The sequence below is a fragment of the Streptomyces sp. NPDC043680 genome, from assembly GCF_056436685.1.
The window spans coordinates 214869-229374 of sequence record NZ_JBWKCE010000007.1 but is presented as its reverse complement, the minus strand read 5'-3'; the positions used below and the strand labels follow the sequence as shown (position 1 = coordinate 229374).

Here is a 14506-nt window from a genome sequence, read left to right as displayed (position 1 = left end):
TATGATCGCGGCATGTCGCCCTACGACCCGTCGGCCTATCCGCCCTTCGCTGTCACCGTCGACCTGGTCGTGCTCACCGTGCGGCGCCATGCGCTCTGTGCGCTGGTCGTCCGGCGGGGTGAGCAGCCGTTCCAGGGACGCTGGGCCCTGCCCGGCGGCTTCGTCCGCGGGGACGAGGACCTGGCGGCAGCCGCCGCCAGGGAGCTCTCCGAGGAAACCGGCCTCTGCGCGCACGACCCCGCCCAGCCCGGCGCTGGCAACGGGGCGCATCTGGAGCAGCTCGCCACGTACGGCGATCCGAAGCGCGATCCGCGGATGCGCGTCGTCAGCGTGGCGCACCTGGTGCTCGCTCCGGACCTGCCCGCGCCGCGCGCGGGCGGCGACGCCAACAGCGCGCGGTGGGCCCCGATCGACGAACTGCTGGCCGTGGAGGACCAGGAGGCCGCCGGGCTCGCCTTCGACCACGCCACCATCCTCGCCGACGGCGTGGAACGGGCCCGCTCCAAGATCGAATACTCCTCCCTGGCCACCGCGTTCTGCCCGCCCGAGTTCACCGTCGGCGAGCTGCGGCGGGTCTACGAAGCGGTGTGGGGTGTGGCGCTCGACCCCCGCAACTTCCACCGCAAGGTCACCGGCACACCCGGGTTCCTGGTGCCGGCCGGGGGGACGACGACCCGTCAGGGCGGGCGGCCCGCACAGCTGTTCCGTGCCGGCGGGGCGACCCTGCTCAACCCGCCGATGCTGCGTCCGGAAGTCTGACGCGGCGACACCGGGGACGGCTCCCGCGTCGACACGGGAGCGCATGCGGGCCCGGTGCCTCGAAAATCGGACATATCGCGTTATCTTGCTGCTGGTATTCACGCTGCCGCAGAGCGGTCTCACACCCCGCGAGAGAAGCGATGATCCAGGCCATCGGACTCACCAGCACCCCCCGTCGAGACCTCCCGCCCCTCGTGGACGACCTCAGCTTCGAGGCCCGCCCGGGAGCCGTGACCGCCCTGCTCGGCGAGCCGGGTTCGGGTAAGACCACCGCTTTGCGGCTCATGCTCGAACTCGAACCGGGCCGCGGCGTCACCTACTTCCGCGGTCGCCCGCTGCACCGGATCCCGTATCCCGGCCGTGAGGTCGGCGTGCTGCTCGGCGACGTCCCCGGCCATCCGTCGCGGACGGTGCGCAGCCAGCTGCGTATGCTGTGCGCCGCCGCCGGGGTCCCGGCCTCCCGAGCCGACACCACGCTCGAAGTCGTCGGCATCGCGGGCCTGCGGGACCAGCGGCTCGGTTCGCTCTCCCTCGGCATGGAACGCCGGGTGGGGCTGGCTGCGGCGCTGCTCGCCGACCCGTGCACCCTGCTGCTCGACGAGCCCGCCGCCGGAATCCCGCCCCGCGAACGCGGCTGGCTGCACGGGCTGCTGCGCGGGCACGCCTCGCTCGGCGGCGCGGTCCTCTTCACCACCGACGATGCGAAGGAGGCCGTCCGCGTGGCCGACCGGGTCGTCAGCATCGAGGCCGGCCGGCTCGTCGCCGACCAGGACGCGGCCGAGTTCGCCCGGACCCGGCTGCGGCCGCGCGTCGCCGTGCGCACCCCGCACGCCGCCCGGCTGGCCGACGTACTGGGCCGGGAGGCGAGGGCCGCCCAGCGCGCGGTCGAGATCGTCGAGGAGAGCGGGAGCCGCCTGTCGGTGTACGGCAGCACCTGCGCCGAGGTCGGCGAGGCGGCCTTCCGGAACGGCGTCCTGGTCCACCAGCTGGCCGACGAGACAGGGCCGACGGGAGACACCGGCGCGACGGGCCGCCCGGTACCCTCGGCCCGCACCGAACCGGGCGCCGCCGTCCCCGCCGACCGCAGTGCCCCCGCCGTCCCCGCCGACCGCAGTGCCCCCGCCGTCCCCGCCGAGGGCGCCGCCCCCGCCGAGGTGTCCGCCACCGAAGCCGGTGACCTGCCCGCCCCGGGAAACCCGCGGTCGGCGGAAGCGCGCTCCGGCCGCCCGCCATCGGCGGTGCGCAGGGTCGGCGGGCCGCTGCGGCCGCTGCGCTACGAGGTGCGCCGTGTCTCCAGCACGTCCGCCCCCGTCCTGACCGCGGCCGTGGTCGTCGCCGTCTCCGCCGTCACCTCCCTCGTGCTGGCCCGTGCCGGCCACACCCCGCAGAACCGGCTGCTCGCCGCCTGGCCCGAGCTGCTGCCCCTGCCGCCCGCCGCGCTCGGCGCCGGGCTGCTCGGTGCCCTGGCCTTCGGTGAGGAGTACCGCTACCCCGCGCTCGCCGCCGACCGCGGCACCGTGCCGCGCCGCCTGGGCCTGCTCGCCGCCAAGCTCTCCGTCGGCGCGGCCCTCGCCCTCCTGCTCGGTGCCCTCGCGGTCGCCGTCGACGCCGCTGCCCTGCGGCTCGTCTTCGACAGCGGCCCCCTGCGCACCCCCGCCGAGTGGGTTTCACCGGCCGTGAGTTGGGCCGGACTGCTCATCGGCTGCTCCTGGGCCGGTGTGCTCGCCTCGGGCGTCTTCCGGTCGGCGACCGCAGGGCTGGCCGCGGTGCTAGCCGTGCCCGTGATGGTCGTCCCCCTCGTGCGCAAGGCGCTGGACGGGCCCTCCGCGTACCCCGTCACAGGGCTCGCGGCGCGGCTGCGCGGACTGGCCTGGGCGCAGTGGCCCCCGGAGGCGGACCGCCTGGTCATGGGGGCCTTGCGGGTGATGGCCCAACCCGTCGGCACCGCACTGGTGTTGTCGCTGATGGTCCTGTTGTGCGCCTATGGGTTCACAGGACTGCGCAGTCGAGTCCGATGGTGATCGTTCAGGCGCCGGTAAAGGCCCTCGCGGGACCGATCGTGCCCGCATCATGCGAAGCGGACCGCAACTCCCCGCAATAGGCCCGGTTCTTTACGATAAGTCGTCAATTGCGCAGGTGGCACCGATCACCCTTTCGTGTGCTTTTCACCAAAGACCTCAAGGGACATCGAGGCACGACCGACAAAGGATTCGTGAGTACCCTTGCGCACACCATGATGACCGCCGCCCGCCACGCCGATTCCGGCCTCGCCGGCCCGGGCGAACTCGACCGCTACCCCTACGCGGAGACCCCCGGGTCCGACCGCGCCGGAGCGCCCCACTGGGACGGCGCCGACGTCGAGTTGAGCCGCGTGGGCCGCCGCGCGGCAGGCAGCCGCGGCCGCGGACTGCACGGCCAACTCGTCCAGCAGCTCGGCCAGATGATCGTCTCCGGCGACCTCGGCGCGGACCGCCCGCTCGTCCCCGAGGAGATCGGCCAGCGCTTCGAGGTCTCCCGCACCGTGGTCCGCGAATCGCTGCGGGTCCTGGAGGCGAAGGGCCTCGTCAGCGCCCGCCCGAACGTCGGCACCCGCGTCCGCCCCGTCGCCGACTGGAACCTGCTCGATCCCGACATCATCGAGTGGCGCGCCTTCGGGCCCCAGCGCGAAGACCAGCGCCGCGAGCTCAACGAGCTCCGCTGGACGATCGAGCCCCTCGCCGCCCGTCTCGCCGCCGGCCACGGCCGCCCCGACATCCAGCAGCGTCTCGCCGACATGGTCGAGATCATGGGCCACGCGCTCGGCCAGGGTGACGCGATCACCTTCGTCCGCGCCGACAACGAGTTCCACGCGCTCCTCATCCAGGTCGCCGGCAACCGCATGCTGGAGCACCTCTCCGGCATCGTCTCCGCCGCCCTCCAGGTGTCCGGGAGCCCCGCCACCTCCTGTGACCGGCCCAGCGAGGCCTGCGTCGCCCACCACGCACGGATGGTCGAGGCCCTCGCCGCCGGCGACGCCACCGGGGCCGAGAGCGCCATGCGCCAGCTCCTGACGGTGCACCCGGAGGTCGAGCGCGTGGTGCCCGCTCCGCGCGAGCACTGAGGGCGGTCGGGCGGGCCGCGGGGGTACGCGTACGTGTCGCCGGGTCCGGTTCGGGCCCGGCGACAGCAGCATCCGGGACCCTCTGGAGCCGCCCGGCACCGGCTCCGCGCCGGGCCAGCGGCCGGGCTTCGGACGGGCCGTGCCGGGCCGCGCGTACCAGCCGACCGGCATCCGCCCATCGGGGTGTGACTCGGGCCACGAAGATTGGGGCGTAACACTCCGCGAGGTCACGCGATGACCTAGAGAGGTGATGGCCGACGGAGGGAAGACAGCAGCCCTTGCGGGTGCTGTGCAGCTCCCCGGCCCCTGCCCGCGCCCCCGGCCCATTCCGTCGGTGGTCGTCGGCTCCGGTCCAGCACCACCAGGCCGGGGTCGGAAGCCGTTTCCATCGTTCCGAGAGGTTGTTCGTGTCGGCCAGCACATCCCGTACGCTCCCGCCGGAGATCGCCGAATCCGAGTCTGTGATGGCGCTCATCGAGCGGGGCAAGGCCGAGGGGCAGATCGCCGGCGATGACGTGCGTCGGGCCTTCGAGGCTGACCAGATTCCTGCGACCCAGTGGAAGAATGTCCTGCGCAGCCTCAACCAGATCCTTGAGGAAGAGGGTGTGACGCTGATGGTCAGTGCCGCGGAGTCGCCCAAGCGCGCCCCCCGCAAGAGCGTCGCAGCGAAGACCCCGGCGAAGCGGACGGCCACCAAGACCGTCGCGGCCAAGACGACGGCTGCGCGGACCGCCGCCGCCGAGGCCGCGGCTGCCGAGACGGCGGAGCCCGAGCCCCTGGACGCCCTCGCCGAGGAGCCGGGCACCGAGCCCGCCGCGAAGAAGACGGCAGCGAAGAAGACGGCGGCCAAGAAGGCCGCACCCGCGAAGAAGACCGCCGCGAAGAAGACCGCGGCGAAGAAGACCGCCGCCAAGAAGGACGCCGACGAGGCCGGCGAGGAAGAGGTCCTTGAGGAGGGCCCCGGCCCGGTCAAGGCCGAAGCCGAGGACGAGGAGGACGGCGGCGAGAGCAAGGGCTTCGTCATCTCCGACGACGAGGACGACGCCCCGGCCCAGCAGGTCGCCGTGGCCGGCGCCACCGCCGACCCGGTCAAGGACTACCTCAAGCAGATCGGCAAGGTCCCCCTCCTCAACGCCGAGCAGGAGGTCGAGCTCGCCAAGCGGATCGAGGCGGGCCTGTTCGCCGAGGACAAGCTGGCCAACTCCGACAAGCTGGCGCCCAAGCTGAAGCGTGAGCTGGAGATCATCGCCGAGGACGGCCGGCGCGCCAAGAACCACCTGCTGGAGGCCAACCTCCGCCTCGTGGTCTCCCTGGCCAAGCGCTACACAGGCCGCGGCATGCTCTTCCTGGACCTGATCCAGGAAGGCAACCTGGGTCTGATCCGCGCGGTCGAGAAGTTCGACTACACCAAGGGCTACAAGTTCTCCACGTACGCGACCTGGTGGATCCGGCAGGCGATCACCCGGGCCATGGCCGACCAGGCCCGCACCATCCGCATCCCCGTGCACATGGTCGAGGTCATCAACAAGCTCGCCCGCGTGCAGCGCCAGATGCTCCAGGACCTGGGCCGCGAGCCCACCCCCGAGGAGCTGGCCAAGGAACTCGACATGACCCCGGAGAAGGTCATCGAGGTCCAGAAGTACGGCCGTGAGCCGATCTCCCTGCACACCCCGCTCGGCGAGGACGGCGACAGCGAGTTCGGCGACCTGATCGAGGACTCCGAGGCGGTCGTCCCGGCCGACGCCGTGAGCTTCACGCTCCTGCAGGAGCAGCTGCACTCGGTGCTCGACACGCTGAGCGAGCGCGAGGCCGGAGTGGTCTCCATGCGCTTCGGCCTCACGGACGGCCAGCCGAAGACCCTCGACGAGATCGGCAAGGTCTACGGCGTCACGCGCGAGCGGATCCGCCAGATCGAGTCCAAGACGATGTCGAAGCTGCGCCACCCGTCCCGCTCCCAGGTGCTGCGCGACTACCTGGACTGACCGGGCCGCAGAAGCGGCGGTGGCCGTGCGCGGGTGCGCACGGCCACTTGGCGTCCCACTCTGGGTGGAGTCATGCACACCCAGAGTCAGGAGGCCCCATGCGTCGTCCCTTTGCCCGTGTCCTGGCAGGCGCGCTGGCCCTGGTGGCGGGAGCGGCCGCAGTGCCCTTGGCGCAGCTGCCCGAGGCGGCCGCGGACAGTGTGGTGATCGGTGGGAAGCCGGTCAAAGCGGCCGACAGCCCTTGGGTCGTGGCCCTCACCAGCCGTGACCGGTTCGGGGGTACGCGAGCCGGGCAGTTCTGCGGGGGCGTCGTCGTGGCGCCGACCAAGGTGCTGACCGCGGCCCACTGCCTGGCCCGCCAGGTGCTCGGCACCACGGTCGAGGCCGTTCCCGACCTGCGCGTGGTTGCGGGCCGCACACAGCTGACGGCGGGTGACGGCCGTGAGATCGCGGTACGGGCCGCCCGGGTGAACCCCGCCTACGACCCCAGGACCAATGTCGGGGACCTGGCGGTCCTGGAGCTCGACGAGGCCGTGCCCGCGGGGTACGTGCTTCCCATGGCGGGGGAGGGGGATCCCCGCTACGCACCGGGCTCCGAGGCGGCCGTGTACGGCTGGGGCGACACCAGCGGGTTCGGTGACTATGCGTACGGCCTGCGTGCGGCCCGGGTGACCGTGTTGGACGACGAGGTCTGCCGCCGGGCGTATCCCGGAAGCGCGGAGGGCCAGTACCGGCCGGAGTCCATGCTGTGTGCCGGACACCCGGGCGGCGGCCGGGACGCCTGCCAGGGGGACAGCGGCGGGCCGCTGGTCGCACAGGGCCGGCTCATCGGCCTGGTGTCCTGGGGGCGCGGCTGCGGCCGGGCCGACAGCCCGGGGGTCTACACCAAGATCGCTCCGCTGGTCGGCTTCGTGACGGCTGCGGAGACGGGCTCGCAGCCTGCGCCGGGTCCCGAGGCCTGGTGGGAGGCGCCCAGGCACCTTGGACCGGCCGCACGGGCCGTACAGGGGCAGGCGGCGGGCGCCTCCGACGGCTCCGCCCGGGACGAGGGCGGCGCCCCCTGACCGTGGGCACGGGGACGGCGCGGTGACGGCCCGCGGCGGAGTCGGAGGGCAGATGTGAGGACGGGCGGCGTCTCTGGGTCTCAGAGACGCCGCCCGTCGCCCGGCCTGGCCGGGCTGTGGCTCGTCGGATGCGAGGTGCAGGCCTGTGTCAGCGGTCCTCGGTGTCGGCGTTCGCCGCCGGAGCGGACGTAAGCCGCTCGGTCTCATCCTGTATTTCCGCGGCGATCTTCTTGAGTTCCGGCTCGAACTTGCGCCCGTGGTGGGCGCAGAAGAGCAGTTCACCGCCGCTCAGCAGGACGACGCGCAGATATGCCTGGGCGCCGCAACGGTCGCATCGGTCAGCGGCCGTCAGCGGGGTCGCGGGTGTCAGAACAGTAGTCACGTCGCCTCTTCTCTAGCTCGACGAGCTGTCGTACCAGGGTCAACATCCAACCAGGCCGAAAACGTTCCCGCTCTCGGCTTTTCCTCGAAACTTCCTTCCGAAGCTGGCCGGCTGTTGCCGGTTGGCGGCGAAGGAGCCGTATTGCGTTGCTTTACGGTTTCGCGTTGTCAGTCGTTCGCTTGCTGCAGTCCGTCCTCCCCGGCGTGAGTGCCGGTTTGTTCATGAGGACGTGCCCGAACCCTAAATGGTTCATGCGTGGAAGGGAACGTGATGTTTGCTTCACCCCTGCGGAGGATCGAACATCCGTGCGGATCTGCACTAGGCTGATGAAGGGCGAGGGTGGCGTTGCATCCGCTCTACCAGGCCTCGGTACCCTTCGACGGGCAACCGAGCCACCCTGCGCCCAACCGGGCCAGAAAAAGAAATTCAGCGAGGAGCGAACTGCGTGACCGCCGACACGTCCGTGCCTTCCAGCGCGCTGCTGTCCGGAGCAGACCGGGACGGCTCCAACTACACCGCGCGGCACCTCCTCGTCCTCGAAGGCCTTGAGGCCGTCCGCAAGCGCCCCGGCATGTATATCGGCTCCACCGACAGCCGGGGCCTCATGCACTGCCTCTGGGAGATCATCGACAACGCCGTCGACGAGGCCCTGGGCGGGTACTGCGACCACATCGAGGTGATCCTCCACGAGGACGCCTCCGTCGAGGTCCGGGACAACGGCCGCGGCATCCCCGTGGACGTCGAGCCCAAGACCGGGCTGTCCGGCGTCGAGGTCGTGATGACCAAGCTGCACGCCGGCGGCAAGTTCGGCGGCGGCTCCTACGCGGCCTCCGGCGGCCTGCACGGCGTCGGCGCCTCCGTGGTCAACGCGCTCTCCGCCCGTCTCGACGTCGAGGTCGACCGGGGCAGCTCCACGCACGCGATCAGCTTCCGCCGCGGCGTCCCCGGGATGTTCACCGAGCAGGGCCCCGACAGCCCGTTCGACCCGTCCAACGGCCTCCACAAGATCAAGCGGATCCCCAAGGGCCGGACCGGCACCCGCATCCGCTACTGGGCGGACCGCCAGATCTTCCTCAAGGACGCCCGGCTCTCCCTGGAGACGCTCTACCAGCGCGCCCGCCAGACCGCCTTCCTCGTCCCGGGCCTGACGATCGTCGTCCGCGACGAGCGCGGCATCGACGGCGCCGGCAAGACCGAGGAGACCTTCCGCTTCGACGGGGGCATCAGCGAGTTCTGCGACTACCTGGCCCAGGACAAGGCCGTCTGCGACGTGCTGCGGCTGACCGGCCAGGGAACGTTCAAGGAGACCGTGCCCGTGCTCGACGAGCGCGGCCACATGACCCCCACCGAGGTCACCCGCGAGCTCGGCGTGGACATCGCCCTGCGCTGGGGCACCGGATACGAGACCCAGGTCAAGTCCTTCGTCAACATCATCGCCACGCCCAAGGGCGGCACCCACATCGCCGGCTTCGAGCGCTCGGTCACCAAGACCGTGAACGAGGTGCTGCGCTCCGCGAAGCTCCTGCGCGTCGCCGAGGACGACGTGGTCAAGGACGACGCGATGGAGGGCTTGACGGCGGTGGTCACCGTCCGGCTGGCCGAGCCGCAGTTCGAGGGCCAGACCAAGGAGGTGCTCGGCACCTCGGCCGCCACGCGCATCGTCGCCGCGGTGGTCGCCAAGGAGCTCAAGGCCTTCCTGACCTCCACCAAGCGCGACGACAAGCAGCAGGCCCGCGCCGTCCTTGAGAAGGTCGTCGCGGCCGCCCGGACCCGGATCGCGGCCCGTCAGCACAAGGAGGCGCAGCGCCGCAAGACCGCGCTGGAGTCCTCCTCGCTGCCCGCGAAGCTGGCGGACTGCCGCAGCGACGACGTGGAGCGCAGCGAGCTCTTCATCGTCGAGGGCGACTCGGCCCTCGGCACGGCCAAGCTGGCCAGGAATTCGGAATTCCAGGCGCTCCTGCCGATCCGCGGCAAGATTTTGAACGTCCAGAAGTCGTCGGTCTCGGACATGCTCAAGAACGCCGAGTGCGGGGCGATCATCCAGGTCATAGGAGCCGGCTCGGGCCGGACCTTCGACATCGACGCCGCGCGCTACGGGAAGATCGTCCTGCTCGTCGACGCCGATGTCGACGGCGCGCACATCCGCTGCCTGCTCCTGACGCTCTTCCAGCGGTACATGCGGCCGATGGTGGAGGCGGGCCGTGTCTTCGCCGCCGTTCCGCCGCTGCACCGCATCGAGCTCGTGCAGCCCAAGAAGGGCCAGGACAAGTACGTCTACACCTACTCGGACAACGAACTGCGCCAGACCCTGCTGGAGTTCCAGCGCAAGAACATCCGGTACAAGGACTCGATCCAGCGGTACAAGGGCCTCGGTGAGATGGACGCCGACCAGCTGGCCGAGACCACCATGGACCCGCGCCACCGCACGCTGCGCCGGATCAACATCGGCGACCTGGACTCGGCCGAGCAGGTCTTCGACCTGCTGATGGGCAACGAGGTGGCGCCCCGCAAGGAGTTCATCACCGGCTCCGCGGCGACCCTCGACCGCTCGCGCATCGACGCCTGAGCGGAAGGCGTCCCGGTCCACGGCACACCGGTGGTCCTCGCTCCCTCACCTGAAGGAGTGAAGACCACCGGTACACCAGTCCGGAAACCGTCCATACCGCACATCCTTGTGGGCACGCGGCCAATGCGGCAGCGGACAAGGAGAGTTCGGTGGACAAGCACGAAGGTCCCGACGCCGGAACGATCCGGCTGGACGATCCCTGGTACGACGCGCTCGCCGTCGGCTGGGGCGAAGGCGAGGACGCCCCTGTGCCGCGCCCGGCCACCGGCGGGCGGGCCGCCCCAGGGACATCCGACATCTATCTGGAAGTGCAGCGCAGCGCCGCCTTCCAAGAGGTCCGCAGCCGCTACCGGAGGTTCGTCCTCCCCGCGACGGCCTGTTTCTTCCTCTGGTACGTCGCCTACGTGATCGCCGCCACCACGGCGCCCGGGCTCATGGCCCGGCCCGTCGCCGGGGCGGTCAACGTGGCCCTGCTCGCCGGCCTCGGCCAGTTCCTCAGCACCTTCCTGCTGACCTGGGCGTACGCCCGGCACGCGCGGCTGCGCCGGGACCGGGCGGCGCTGGACCTGCGCTGGACGGTCTTCGAGCAGGAGCGCGGCCAGGAGCGCAACAAGGGCCGGGAGGAGGGCCGGTGAACACCGAACACCAGATGCTCGCGCTGTCCCTCTTCAGCGTCGTCATTGCGGTCACCCTGGGCATCACCACCTGGGTGAGCCGCAACCGGCACGGCTCCGCCGAGGAGTTCTATGCGGGCGGCAGGCTCTTCTCGCCGCTGGAGAACGGGTTCGCCATCGCCGGGGACTACATGTCGGCCGCGTCCTTCCTCGGCATCTCCGGGCTGATCGCCCTGTTCGGCTACGACGGGCTGCTGTACTCGGTGGGCTTCCTCGTCGCCTGGTTGGTCGTGCTGTTCCTCGTCGCCGAACTGGTCCGCAACTGCGGCCGCTTCACCCTCGCCGACGTGATCGCGGCCCGGATGAGCGAGCGGCCCGTCCGGATCGCCGCCGGGATCTCCTCGGTCACGGTCTCGGTGCTCTACCTCGTGGCGCAGATGGTCGGTGCAGGCAGCCTGGTGGGGCTGCTGCTCGGCGATTCGGGCACCGCGGCCCGCACCCTGACCGTGGTCGGGGTCGGGGCGCTGATGGTGGTCTACGTGTCCTTCGGCGGGATGCGGGCCACCACCTGGATCCAGATCGTGAAGGCGGTGCTGTTGATGGGCGGGGCCGTCGCCCTCACCGTGCTGGTGCTGCTGCGCTTCCACGGCAACTTCGACCAGCTGCTCAGGAGCGCCGCCGAGCGCAGCGGCCACGGCCTGCGGTTTCTGAGCCCGGGGCTCAAGTACGGCGCCGACTGGACCGCCCGCTTCGACTTCATCAGCCTCGGCCTCGCACTGGTCCTGGGGACCGCCGGGCTGCCGCATATCCTGTCGCGCTTCTACACGGTGCCGACCGCACGGGCGGCCCGCCGGTCGGTGGTGTGGGCGATCGGCCTGATCGGCGGCTTCTACCTGATGACCATCGTGCTCGGCTTCGGGGCGGCCGCGCTCGTGGGCCCCGACGCGGTGCGGGCGTCCAACGCCTCGGGGAACACGGCAGTGCCCCTGCTGGCCGCCTTCCTCGGGGGCGGCGCCGAATCCACCGGGGGCGCGGTGCTGTTCGCCCTCGTGGCCGCGATCGCCTTCGCCACGATCCTGGCCGTGGTCGCCGGGATCACCCTCGCGTCGTCCGCCTCCGTCGCGCATGACCTGTACGCCTCGCTGAAGCGCCGCCACGCCAGGCAGCGCAGCGAGGTCGCGGTGGCCAGGGTCGCGGCCGTCGGGGTCGGCGCGGTGGCGATCGCCCTCGGGCTGCTCGCCCAGGACCTGAACGTGGCGTTCCTGGTGGGGCTCGCCTTCGCCGTGGCGGCCTCGGCCAATCTGCCCGTGCTGCTCTACTCGCTGTTCTGGAGCGGCTTCACCACGCGGGGAGCCGTCTGGTCGGTGTACGGGGGGCTCGTGCCGGCCGTGGTGCTGGTGGTCCTGTCGCCGGTGGTGTCCGGCAGTGCCGAGTCCCTCTTCCCCGGTGTGGACTTCCAGTTCTTCCCCCTGCAGAATCCGGGGCTGATCTCGGTCCCGCTGGGCTTCCTGGCGGGCTGGATGGGGACGGTCACCTCGGTGGAGGAGCCGGACGCCGCGAAGCACGCCGAAACGGAGGTCCGTTCGCTGACCGGCGCGGGAGCCGTGTGAGCCGCATGCCGCCTTCCGTCAGCCGCCTTCCGTCGGGCGCCAGGAGTACCGGTGCTCGGGGCGGCCCGTCTCGCCGTAGCGCAGGGCCAGGGTGATCCGGTCGGCGCGTTCCAGGAGCTTCAGGTAGCGCTGGGCGGTCTGGCGGCTGATGCCGGCACGGTCGGCGATCTGCTGGGTGGACAGCGGCCCTTCCGCGGAGCGCAGGACCCGGCGGACCAGGTCGGCGGTGGTGGGGGAGTGGCCCTTGGGCAGCTCGTTCGGGGTGCCGGCGGCGGCGAGCGCACCGAAGATCCGGTCCACTTCGGCCTGTTCGGCCTCGCCGCCGGTCCCAAGGGTGCGGCGCAGGCCGGCGTACGCCTCCAGCCGGGCGCGCAGACCGGCGAACGTGAACGGCTTGACGAGGTACTGGAGGGCGCCGAGGCGCATGGCGGCCTGCACGGTGGCCAGGTCACGGGCGGCGGTGACCATGATCACATCGGTGTGGTGGCCGAGCTGGCGCAACCGGCGGACCAGGTCGAGGCCGTTCTCGTCGGGGAGGTAGTGGTCGAGCAGGACGAGGTCCACGGGGTGGGCGGCGAGGAAGTCCAGTGCCTCCGCCGCGGAATGGGCCCGGGCCGCGACGCGGAATCCGGGAACCTTCGCCACGTACGCAGCGTTGATCCGGGCAACACGCACGTCGTCGTCGACGACCAATACGTGCATCGGGGTCTCGTTCATCGCAGGGCCTCCGGGAGTACGACGGAGAACTCCGCCCCTCCGTCCGCTGCCTCGCCGGCCCGGACCGTGCCGCCCTGCCGCTCCGCGAGGCGGCGTACGAGCGCGAGCCCGAGCCCGCGCTCCCGGTGGCCGCGGGGCTGCTTGGTCGACCAGCCCTCGGTGAAGATCTCCTCGCGCCGGGCGGGCGGCACACCCGGGCCGCTGTCCCGGACCCGGAGGATCGCCGTACGGCCTTCGGAGCGCAGCTCGACCTCGACGAGCGGCGTGGCCGAGCCCACGGCCGCGTCCAGGGCGTTGTCCACCAGGTTGCCGGTGATGGTGACGAGACCGCCGGGATCGACCAGGCGGTCGGGCAGGAGCGTGGCGTCGGCGAGGCGAAGCGGCACGCTGCGCTCGGCCGCCACGGTCGCCTTGCCCACCAGAAGGGCGGCCAGCAGGGGGTCGTGCACCCTCTCGGTGACCTGCTCGGCCGTGGTGCGGTGGACGCCGACGACCTCGGTCACGAAGGCCACGGCTTCCTCGTGCAAGCCGAGCTCCAGCAGCCCGAGGAGGGTGTGGAGGCGGTTGGCGTGCTCGTGGTCCTGGGCGCGCAGGGCGTCGATGAGGCCCCGGGTGGAGTCGAGCTCGCGGCTGAGGTGTTCCAGCTCCGTGCGGTCGCGCAGGGTGGCGACGGCCCCGCCGTCGTCGGTGGGCATCCGGTTGGCGATCAGCACCCGCGGGCCCTGGACGGTCAGCAGGTCGCGTCCGGTGACCCGGCCGGTGAGGACGTCGGCGGTGCGGCCCGCGCCGAGGACCTCGTCCAGCGGGCGGCCGGCAAGGGTGCCGGCGGTGTCGACGCCCTCGGGGACGAGGCCGAGCAGCCGGGCGGCCTCGTCGTTCAGGAGGCGGATCCGGCCGTCGCGGTCGAGGGCGATCACGCCCTCGCGGATCGAGTGGAGCATGGCCTCGCGTTCGGCGAGCAGTCCGGCGATGTCCGAGAAGGCGAGGTCGCGGGTCTGCCGCTGGATCCTGCGGGAGAGCAGGTAGGCGGCGAGCGCGCCGGCCGCCAGGGCGCCACCCGCGTAGGCGAGCAGGCCCGGGATGGCGCCGAGCAGCCGGTCGTGGACGCTGTCGTAGGCGATGCCGACGGAGACCGCCCCGATGATCTCGCCGTCGGCCGCGAGGAGGGGGACCTTGCCGCGGGCGGAGCGGCCCAGGGTGCCCTCGTCGATCTCCATGACCTCGTGGCCCGCGAGGGCCTGGCCGGGGTCGGTGGAGACGGGCCGGCCTATCCGGTCGGGGCTGGGGTGGGAGCGGCGGATGCCGTCGAGGTCGACCACGACCACGTACTCGGCGCCGGTGGCGCGGCGGATCCGCTCGGCGGAGGCCTGTACGGGGCTGTCCGGCGTCGGCCCCGAGGCGAGGAGCCCGGCCGCCAGGGACGGGTCCGCGGCCGCGCTCTGGGCGATGGCCAGGGCGCGGCGCATGGCCTGGTCGTCGAGCTGCGCGCCCAGCGGTGCCAGGAACAGGCCGGTGGCCAGCACGACGACCCCGGCGGCGATGGCCAGCTGGGTCAGCAGGATCTGTGAGACGGCCCGTCTGGGCAGCCCGAGGCGCCGTGAGCGCGGGGGGAGGAACCGCATGGGCAGCAACGGTAGGCGGGCACGGCTCCAAGCGGAATGCCAAGCCGTTCCCCGCGGAGCCGATCCGGGGCTACGGCGACACCGCCGGCG

The 14506-nt window shown here is 72.0% G+C and carries 11 protein-coding genes; 8 read left to right on the top strand and 3 right to left on the bottom strand.

All coding sequences use genetic code 11. From position 1 onward, the window contains the following. Positions 1-12 precede the first annotated feature (12 nt). The 5 genes from AC0666_RS17595 to AC0666_RS17575 all read left to right on the top strand — a co-directional run bounded on the left by AC0666_RS17595 (position 13) and on the right by AC0666_RS17575 (position 6905). Positions 13-759 (top strand): NUDIX hydrolase, encoded by a 747-nt coding sequence (locus tag AC0666_RS17595; RefSeq protein ID WP_356850258.1) that lies wholly within the window; start codon positions 13-15, stop codon positions 757-759. 140 nt (positions 760-899) lie between these two features. Next, positions 900-2780 carry an ATP-binding cassette domain-containing protein gene (locus AC0666_RS17590; protein ID WP_478707891.1) on the top strand — a complete coding sequence of 627 codons (1881 nt, stop codon included), beginning with the start codon at positions 900-902 and terminating at the stop codon, positions 2778-2780. Between the two features lie 191 nt (positions 2781-2971). After that, the gene (locus tag AC0666_RS17585) at positions 2972-3859 is read left to right on the top strand and encodes a FadR/GntR family transcriptional regulator (protein ID WP_468971331.1); all 888 of its coding nucleotides are present in this window, start codon (positions 2972-2974) and stop codon (positions 3857-3859) included. Positions 3860-4266: 407 nt separating this feature from the next. Then, positions 4267-5841 carry an RNA polymerase sigma factor gene (locus AC0666_RS17580; RefSeq protein WP_468971330.1) on the top strand — a complete coding sequence of 525 codons (1575 nt, stop codon included), beginning with the start codon at positions 4267-4269 and terminating at the stop codon, positions 5839-5841. 98 nt (positions 5842-5939) lie between these two features. Further along, the gene (locus AC0666_RS17575; protein ID WP_468971328.1) at positions 5940-6905 is read left to right on the top strand and encodes a serine protease; all 966 of its coding nucleotides are present in this window, start codon (positions 5940-5942) and stop codon (positions 6903-6905) included. Between the two features lie 148 nt (positions 6906-7053). Here AC0666_RS17575 and AC0666_RS17570 read toward each other — a convergent pair whose 3' ends face one another. Further along, on the bottom strand, positions 7054-7287 hold the full coding sequence (locus AC0666_RS17570) for a DUF7455 domain-containing protein (RefSeq protein WP_243631750.1): 234 nt from the start codon (positions 7285-7287) through the stop codon (positions 7054-7056). A gap of 445 nt (positions 7288-7732) precedes the next feature. Here AC0666_RS17570 and AC0666_RS17565 point away from each other — a divergent pair, with 445 nt between their 5' ends. The 3 genes from AC0666_RS17565 to AC0666_RS17555 all read left to right on the top strand — a co-directional run bounded on the left by AC0666_RS17565 (position 7733) and on the right by AC0666_RS17555 (position 12077). Then, complete coding sequence (locus AC0666_RS17565) at positions 7733-9853, top strand: DNA gyrase/topoisomerase IV subunit B (protein ID WP_468971326.1); 2121 nt, start codon at positions 7733-7735, stop codon at positions 9851-9853. 149 nt (positions 9854-10002) lie between these two features. Then, positions 10003-10488 carry a DUF485 domain-containing protein gene (locus tag AC0666_RS17560; RefSeq protein ID WP_468971324.1) on the top strand — a complete coding sequence of 162 codons (486 nt, stop codon included), beginning with the start codon at positions 10003-10005 and terminating at the stop codon, positions 10486-10488. A gap of 14 nt (positions 10489-10502) precedes the next feature. Beyond that, entirely contained in the window at positions 10503-12077 is a 1575-nt protein-coding gene (locus AC0666_RS17555; RefSeq protein ID WP_468971435.1) for a solute symporter family protein, read from the top strand. Positions 12078-12095: 18 nt separating this feature from the next. On the opposite strand, the gene AC0666_RS17550 is transcribed toward AC0666_RS17555, so the two are convergent. Together AC0666_RS17550 and AC0666_RS17545 are read right to left on the bottom strand one after the other, a co-directional pair. Continuing rightward, positions 12096-12794 (bottom strand): response regulator, encoded by a 699-nt coding sequence (locus AC0666_RS17550; RefSeq protein WP_468971323.1) that lies wholly within the window; start codon positions 12792-12794, stop codon positions 12096-12098. After that, on the bottom strand, positions 12791-14416 hold the full coding sequence (locus tag AC0666_RS17545) for a sensor histidine kinase (protein WP_468971321.1): 1626 nt from the start codon (positions 14414-14416) through the stop codon (positions 12791-12793). Before AC0666_RS17545 ends, AC0666_RS17550 begins: the two co-directional genes overlap by 4 nt. Positions 14417-14506: the final 90 nt, after the last annotated feature.

Coding starts and splice junctions, on each gene's coding strand:
- AC0666_RS17595 (WP_356850258.1), top strand. CDS start 13: ATGTCGCCCTACGACCCGTCGGCCTATCCGCCCTTCGCTGTCACCGTC.
- AC0666_RS17590 (WP_478707891.1), top strand. CDS start 900: ATGATCCAGGCCATCGGACTCACCAGCACCCCCCGTCGAGACCTCCCG.
- AC0666_RS17575 (WP_468971328.1), top strand. CDS start 5,940: ATGCGTCGTCCCTTTGCCCGTGTCCTGGCAGGCGCGCTGGCCCTGGTG.
- AC0666_RS17555 (WP_468971435.1), top strand. CDS start 10,503: ATGCTCGCGCTGTCCCTCTTCAGCGTCGTCATTGCGGTCACCCTGGGC.
- AC0666_RS17550 (WP_468971323.1), bottom strand. CDS start 12,794: ATGAACGAGACCCCGATGCACGTATTGGTCGTCGACGACGACGTGCGT.
- AC0666_RS17545 (WP_468971321.1), bottom strand. CDS start 14,416: ATGCGGTTCCTCCCCCCGCGCTCACGGCGCCTCGGGCTGCCCAGACGG.